Source organism: Stenotrophomonas sp. YJH_SMC_29, assembly GCF_059371235.1.
This window is the reverse complement of sequence record NZ_JCAFUK010000015.1, coordinates 110967-118980: the sequence shown is the minus strand read 5'-3', so window position 1 is coordinate 118980 and position 8014 is coordinate 110967. Positions and strand designations below refer to the sequence as shown.

The following is an 8014-nucleotide window of genomic DNA, read 5'->3' as shown; positions in this document are numbered from 1 at the left end:
TCTACCAGAGCGATGTGCGTTGCGCGCGCCTGCGCACGCGACGTGCGCGCCAACGGTCCGCACCCACGGTAGTGCCGGCCGCTGGCCGGCAGCTTGGCCGCACGGCGCATCGGCAAAGCCGGCCAGCGGCCGGCGCTACCAGAGCTATGCGCGTTGCGCGCGCTTGAGCAGCTTCGCTTCGCGCTTGCGTGCGCGACGGGCGCGCCAGCGCTCGGCCAGGCACGAGAAGATCACGTACAGCGCCGGCGTGCTGAGCAGGGTCAGGCTCTGCGAGAACAGCAGGCCGCCGATCATCGCGATGCCCAGCGGGCGGCGCAGTTCGGATCCTTCGCCCAGGCCGATCGCCAGCGGCACGGCGGCGAGGATCGCGACCATCGTGGTCATCATGATCGGGCGGAAGCGGACGATGCTGGCTTCGCGTGCAGCGTCGCGCGGCGCCAGCCCATGCTCGCGCTGCGCCACCAGGGCGAAGTCGATCATCATGATCGCGTTCTTCTTGACGATGCCGATCAGCAGCACCAGCGCGATCATCGAGATTACCGACAGCTCGGTGTTGGTGCCGAACAGCGCCAGCAGCGCGCCGACGCCGGCCGCAGGCAACGTGGACAGGATGGTGACCGGGTGGATCAGGCTCTCGTAGAGCATGCCCAGCACCAGGTACACGGTCAGGATCGCGGCCAGTACCAGGATCAGCATGTCGCTGGGATCGGAGTTGAAACCGAAGCCGGCGTCGTCGGCCAGGCGGATGTCACCGGGCATGCGCATGCCGGCCACGGTGGCATCGATGATCGCCTTGGCCTCACCCATGCTCACGTTGGGAGCCAGGTTGTAGCTCAGGTCCATCGTCGTGTACTGGTTCTCGTGGGTGATCTGCGACGGTGCCAGCCCGGGCATCTGGGTGGCCACCGCGGTGATCGGCACCATGTCGCCGTTGCGCGCGCGCACGTACACCTCATCCAGCGCCGCCGGCGTGGCGGTCTGCGAGGGCAGCGCATTGACCACCACGCTGTACTGGTTGATGTCCGAATAGATGGTGGAGATCTGCCGCTGGCCGAACGCGCCGTACAGCGCACCGTCAATGGCACCCACGGTGATGCCCAGGCGTGCGGCCTTGGCGCGATCGATCTGGATGTTCTGGCGCAGGCCGGCATTGTCCACGTCGGTGCCGACGTCGCGCAGCTTCGGGTTCTTCTTCAGTTCCGCCTGCAGTTTGGGCAGCCATTCCTGCAGTGCGGCCAGGTCGTTGCCCTGCAGGGAAATGCGGTACTGCGCACCCTGGCTGGCGCCGCCGCCGTCGTTGCTGGGCAGGTCCTGGATCGCGCGCAGGCGCAGCTGCAGGTCGGGGTAGCGGTCGGCCTTCGCACTCAGCCGTGCCAGGGCATGCGCGGTGGTTTCACGGCGGCCCTCCTTGCGCGATTTCAGCTCGATGTTGAACTGCGCGCTGGAGCCCTGGCGGCCACTGCCCAGGCGCACGCCCACCGTTTTCACCGCCGGGTCGGCCATCAGCATGTCGGTGATGCGGCGCTGGCGGGCAACCATGTCCTCGAAGGACACCGTGGCACTGGAGTTGGCACGGCCCCAGATCAGGCCGGTGTCCTGCGGCGGGAACGCGCCCTTCTTCACTGCGCCGAACAGGAACACGGTGACGCCGATCAGGATCAGCGGGGTCAGCGACAACAGCAGCGCGTGGCGCAGCGAGAAGTCCAGGAACACGGTGTAGATGCGCAGCATGCGCTCGTGGCCGGCGTCCAGCCAGCGGCCGAAACGCGACGGCGGCGCGCTGTGGTCGTGCGCACTGAGGAAGCGGCTGCACAGCGCCGGGGTCAACGTCAGCGAGACAATCATCGAGACCACGATGGCTGCCACCAGGGTGACGGTGAACTCGCGGAAGAACGCACCCATCATGCCGCTGGCGAACAGCAGCGGAATGAACACCGCCACCAGCGAGGCGGTGATCGAGACGATGGTGAAGCCGATCTCGCGCGCACCGGTCAACGCCGCCTGCATGCGCGGCATGCCCTCGTCGAGATGGCGCATGATGTTCTCGATCACCACGATCGCATCGTCGACCACGAAGCCGATCGCGATCACCAGCGCCAGCAGGCTCAGGTTGTTCAGGGTGAAGCCCATCACGTACATCACCAGCGCGGCACCGGCCAGCGACAGCGGCACGGTCACCGCGGCGATCAGCGTCGGTGCCAGCCGGCGCAGGAACAGCGCCATCGTCAGCACCACCATCGCCAGGCTGATCAGCAGGGTGATCTGCACTTCATGCAGCGACGAACGGATGGTCGGCGTACGGTCGAAGTACGGCGTCATCGTGGTACCTGGCTGCAGGTAGTCGCGCAGGGTCGGGATCTGCGCCTTGACCCGGTCCACGGTCTCCACGATGTTGGCGCCGGCACGGGTGAACACGTACATCACCACCGCCGGTTTGTGGTCGAACCACGCAGCCTGGTAGGCATCCTGCTGGCCGTCGTAGACGTTGGCGACGTCCTTGAGGCGGATCACCCGGCCATCGCCCTGGGTCTTGACCACCAGGTCGGCGAAGTCGGCCGCACGCGCCACCGAATCGTTGGCGATGATCGCGGTGGTGGTGTTGCCGTCGCTGAGGAAGCCGGTGGGCGAGGTCACGTTGGCCGCACGCACCGCATTGCGCAGGTCATCGGCGGTCAGACCCAGCGCGTTCATCAGGCGCAGGTTGACGTCCACGCGCACCGCTGGCGTCGACGCGCCGGCGATGTCGACCGAGGCGACGCCACTGATCTGGCGGATGCGCTGCGCCAGCAGCGAATCGGCGACGTTGTACAGCTCATCGGCCGACTGCGTCTGCGAGGTCAACGCGATGGCGATCACCGGGTCATCGTTCGGGTTCGCCTTCTGGTACATCGGCGACCCCATGCCCGAGGGCAGGTCGGCCTGGGCCGAGTTGATCGCCGTCTGCACGTCCAGCGCGGCCGAGTCGATGTTGTGGCCGCTCTGGAAGATCATGAACACCAGCGAGCTGCCTTCCGAGCTCGACGAGCGCATGCGGTCGATGCCCGGCAGCTGGCCGAGGTGGCGTTCCAGCGGCGCGGTGACCGTGGACGCCATGGTCGCCGCATCGGCGCCGGACTGGCTGGCATGCACGAAGATCACCGGGATCTCGATGTTCGGCAATGCCGACACGCCCAGGCGCAGGTAGCAGATCAGGCCGACCATGAACAGGCCGATGGCCAGCAGCGCGGTGCCGATCGGGCGGCGGATGAAGGGGCCGGACAGGTTCATCGCGCGGCCCCCCGCAGCAGCGGGGCGTGGATCATGCCTGCGGCTCCTGCAGCGACCCGTCGCGCAGGGCGCGCTGTTCGCGGCGGCGCGCCAGCCACTCGGAGAAACGCTCCATGTACAGGTAGATCACCGGGGTGGTGTACAGGGTCACCAGCTGCGACAGCAGCAGGCCACCGACGATGGCGATGCCCAGCGGGCGGCGCAGCTCCGAGCCGATGCCGGTGCCCAGTGCCAGCGGCAGCGCGCCGAGCATGGCCGCGGCGGTGGTCATCATGATCGGGCGGAAGCGCAGCAGGCAGGCACGGCGGATCGCTTCGTGCGCGTTGGCGCCGGCGCGACGCGCCTCGATCGCGAAGTCCACCATCATGATGCCGTTCTTCTTGACGATGCCGATCAGCAGCACGATGCCGACGATGCCATCCACCGACAGGCTCAGGCCGCACACCATCAGCGCCAGCAGCGCGCCGACACCGGCCGGCGGCAGCGTGGAGATGATCGTGATCGGGTGGATGTAGCTCTCGTACAGCACGCCCAGCACGATGTAGATCACCACCAGCGAGGCCAGCAGCAGCCACACCACGTCGGTCTGGCTGCCGGTGAACTCGGCGGCCTTGCCGATGAACTCGGCATGCAGGTGGGTGGGCATGTCCAGGCTGTCCTTGGTTTCCTGGATCGCCCGCACCGCTTCGGACAGCGAATAGCCCGGTGCCACGTTGAACGACACGGTCACCGCCGGCAGCTGTTGCTGGTGGCTGACCACCAGCGGCGCACTGCTGACCTTGCCTTCGGCCAGCGCAGACAACGGGATGATGTTGCCGGCGCCGACGGTGATGCCGGTGTTCTGCGCGCCGATGCCGGTGGCGGTCGACGAGTTGGACGAAGTGACCTGGCCGAAGCTGGTGGCGTTGGTGCCGGTCAGCGCGCCGGCGCCGTTGGAGGCCACCGCCAGCTGCTCCATCAACGCGGTGCTGGTGCGGAACTCCGGCGCCACTTCCAGCACCACGCGATACTGGTTGAGCTCGGTGAAGATGGTGGAAATCTGGCGCTGGCCGAACGCATCGTAGAGCGTGTCGTCGATGGTCTGCATCGGCACGCCCAGCACGCTGGCCTTGTCGCGGTCGATGTTCAGCTCCAGGGCGCGGCCCTGGTTGGACAGGTTGTTGTCGACGTCAGCCAGTTCCGGGCGCTTGCGCAGCGCTTCGGTCAGGCGCGTGGCCTGGGTGGCCACCGTTGCCGAATCCACGTCCGACAGCGAGTACTGGTACTCGGTGGCGGCCACGCGGGTATCCAGGGTCACGTCCTGCACCGGCTTCAGGTACAGCGCCACGCCCGGGATCCCGGCCACCGCCTTCTGCAGGCGGGGCAGGATCTGCTCCAGGCCGTCGCGCTGGCTGCGCTCCTTCAGCACGATCGACAGCTGGCCCTGGTTGAGCGTGGGGTTCATGCTGCCGGCACCGATGAACGCCGACACGCCGGTCACGTCCGGATCCTGGCGCAGCGCTTCGGCGACCTGCCGGGTGCGCTGTTCCATCTGCGGGAAGGCGATGTTCTGGTCGGCCTGCACCACGCCGGTGATCAGGCCGGTGTCCTGTTCGGGCAGCAGGCCCTTGGGAATCAGCACATACAGAAGCACGGTCAGCACCAGCGCGCCGCCGGCCACGGCCAGGGTCAGGCGCTGGTGGCCCAGCACCCAGTCCAGGCTGTGCTCGTACAGGCCGACGGTGCGCGTCCACAGGTTCTGCTTGCCGGCCGCGGCTGCACGCTCATGCGCGTCCTCGCCTTCGGGCAGGGCGTCGGGCTTGAGCAGGTAGGCGCACATCATCGGGGTGAGCGTCAGCGAGATCAGCATCGACAGCACCACCGCGATGCTCAGCACCCAGGCGAACTCATGGAACAGGCGGCCGGTGACGCCGGGCATCAGCAGCAGCGGCAGGAACACGGCGACCAGCGAGACGGTCAGCGACAGCACGGTGAAGCCGATCTGGCGCGCACCGATCTCGGCCGCTTCCTTGCCGCTCTTGCCTTGCTCGATGTAGCGCACGATGTTCTCGATCATCACGATCGCATCGTCGACCACGAAGCCGGTGGCCACCACCAGCGCCATCAGTGAAAGGTTGTCCAGCGACATGCCGGCGAACGCCATCACCGCAAAGGTGCCGGCCAGCGACAGCGGCACCGCCACCGAGGGGATGATGGTGGCCCACAGCCGGCGCAGGAACACGAAGATCACCGCCACCACCAGGCCGATGGTGAGGATCAGGGTGAACTGCACTTCATGCACCGAGGCGCGGATGGTCTCGGTACGGTCGTTGAAGATCTCCAGGTGCACGTCTGCCGGCAGCACGCCCTGCAGTTGAGGCAGGATCGCGCGGATGCGCTCGACGGTCTGCACGATGTTGGCACCGGGCTGGCGCCGCACTTCCAGCAGCACCGCCGGCTTGCCATCGGCCCAGGCGGCGAGCTGGTCGTTCTCCACGCCATCCACCACCTCGGCCACGTCCGACAGCCGTACCGGGCGGCCGTTCTTGTAGCTGATGATGGTGTCGCGGTATTCGGCGGCGCTGGCCAGCTGGTCGTTGGTGCCGATGCTGTAGGACTGGGTCTTGCCGTTCAACGAACCCTTCGGCGCATTGACGTTGGCCTGGGTCAGCGCACTGCGCAGCTGCTCCAGGGTCAGGCCCATGTTCGACAGCTGCGCCGGGTTGACCTGGATGCGCACGGCCGGGCGTACGTTGCCGGCAATCGACACCAGGCCCACGCCCTGCACCTGCGACAGGCGCTGGGCCAGGATGGAGTCGGCGTAATTGTTGACGTCGCGCAGCGGGCGCGTGTCAGAGGTCAGTTTCAGGGTGACGATGGCCGCGTCGGCCGGGTTCACCCGGTTGTAGACCGGCTGGTAGGGCAGCGACGAGGGCAGGGTGGCCTGGCGGATCGCCGCCTGCACGTCCTGCGCGGCGATGTCGATGTCGCGGTCCATCGAGAACTGCAGGATGATCGTGGACAAGCCGGCCGACGAGTCGGAGGTCATCAGCTCCAGCCCGGAGATCTGCCCGAACTGGCGCTCCAGCGGGGTGGTGACCAGCGAAGCCATGGTGGTGGCATTGGCACCGGGGTACTGGGTGGTGACCACCAGGCTGGGTGCATCGATTTCCGGCAGCGCCGACACCGGCAGCTTGCGGTAACCCAGGATGCCCAGCAGCAACAGGCCCGCCATCAACAGCGAGGTGGCGATCGGGCGGCGGATGAAGATCGTCGAAAAGCCCACGGACTGATCCTTGCTGGCACTTCAATGTCGGCGCCGGCGGGTCTGCCGGCGCGAGGGAGATCAGTGGCCTGCGCTCAGCGCGGGCCACCACCGCGACGGCCACCGCCGCCCGCGTTCTTCTGTTCGGCCGCCTTCAGTTCGGCCTCGGTCGGTGCGGCCGGGGTCTCGCCCGGCTTCAGCGCGGTGACCTTGCTGCCCGGCTTCAGGCGGAACTGGCCCTCACTGACCACCCGCTCGCCGCCCTTCAGGCCTTCGGCGATCTGCACCTGGCTGTCGCCCACTTCCACGCCGCTGCGCACGGTCTGCATCTTCACCGTGTTGTCGCCCTGCACGACATAGACGTACTCGCCGTCCGGACCCCGCAGTACCGCCTGGGTAGGAATGACCACGCCGCTGGCGATCGTGCGCAGCTGCATGCGCACGTTGACGAACTGCCCCGGCCACAGGCCGTTGTCGGCATTGTCGAACACGGCACGCGCCTTGAACGTGCCGCTGTCCGCGCTGATCAGGTTGTCGACCACATCGAGCTTGCCGTCGCCGGACAGCACGTGCGAATCGGCGCGGTCCAGTGCGGCCACTGGCACCGTGCCGGCGGCCTGTGCCTGGCGCACGTCGCCGAGTTGGCGTTCGGGCAGGTTGAACAGCACGTGGATCGGGTGGATCTGGGTCAGCGTGACAAGTGCGGTGCCGGCGTTGACCACGTTGCCGGCATCGACCGCCCGGATGCCGGCGATGCCGGAGATCGGTGCGGTGACCTTGGTGTACTGCAGCTGCACCTGCGCCGAGCGCATGCTGGCCTCGTTGGCCGCCACCGCGCTTTCGTACTGTGCCACTTGGTTTCGTTGTGTATCCAGATCGGTCTTGGCGACGTACTGGCGATATTCCGGTGCGTTCGAGCGCTGGTAGTTGGAGCGCGCGGTGGCCAGCAGCGCCTCGTTCTGGCGCTTGGCCGCAGCGGCCTGGTCGTAGCTGGCCTGGGCGGTGCGCGGATCGATCACCGCCAGCACGTCGCCCTGCTTCACTTCCTGCCCTTCGCGGAAATTCAGGCTCATCAGCTGGCCGCCGACCTGCGGGCTGACGGTCACGGTGTTCATCGCAGTCACCGTGCCCAGCGCGCTGGCATACACCGGCACGTCCTGGCGCGTGGCATCGACCACGGTCACCGGCACCGGGCCGGCATCCGGGTCTTCGCCGCCCTGGCGCGCGCCCGCAGCGGGTTTTCCAGCCTTGTCCTTGCCGCCGCCGATGACGCGCAGGCCGACCACGGCCAGCACCAGCACTGCCACGACCAGCAGCACGATCTTCCAAACACGTGACATTACGAGGACTCCAAGAGGGCTGGACCGGGCGGAGCCCGGCGGGCAATGCGCAAAGCATACCTGTGCCACATCACGTTTCCTGCATGACGGATGGGACGGGCGCTAAGACCGGATCCGGCCGCGGAGGTTCCCGTGGCGGCAGTGTTGCCCTACATTCAGCTGG

At 67.5% G+C, this 8014-nt stretch carries 3 protein-coding genes; all 3 read right to left on the bottom strand.

From position 1 onward, the window contains the following. Positions 1-144 precede the first annotated feature (144 nt). Entirely contained in the window at positions 145-3267 is a 3123-nt protein-coding gene (locus AC5P9I_RS16185) for an efflux RND transporter permease subunit (protein WP_064239384.1), read from the bottom strand. 31 nt (positions 3268-3298) lie between these two features. After that, the gene (locus tag AC5P9I_RS16180) at positions 3299-6532 is read right to left on the bottom strand and encodes an efflux RND transporter permease subunit (protein WP_049466413.1); all 3234 of its coding nucleotides are present in this window, start codon (positions 6530-6532) and stop codon (positions 3299-3301) included. A 74-nt stretch (positions 6533-6606) separates the two neighbouring features. Next, positions 6607-7851, bottom strand: a complete 1245-nt coding sequence (locus AC5P9I_RS16175) for an efflux RND transporter periplasmic adaptor subunit (RefSeq protein WP_049466411.1) — start codon at positions 7849-7851, stop codon at positions 6607-6609. Positions 7852-8014 lie beyond the last annotated feature (163 nt).

Bases quoted from the DNA above. Each gene is read 5' to 3' on its own strand.
- AC5P9I_RS16175 (WP_049466411.1), bottom strand. From the start codon at position 7,851: ATGTCACGTGTTTGGAAGATCGTGCTGCTGGTCGTGGCAGTGCTGGTG.
- AC5P9I_RS16185 (WP_064239384.1), bottom strand. From the start codon at position 3,267: ATGAACCTGTCCGGCCCCTTCATCCGCCGCCCGATCGGCACCGCGCTG.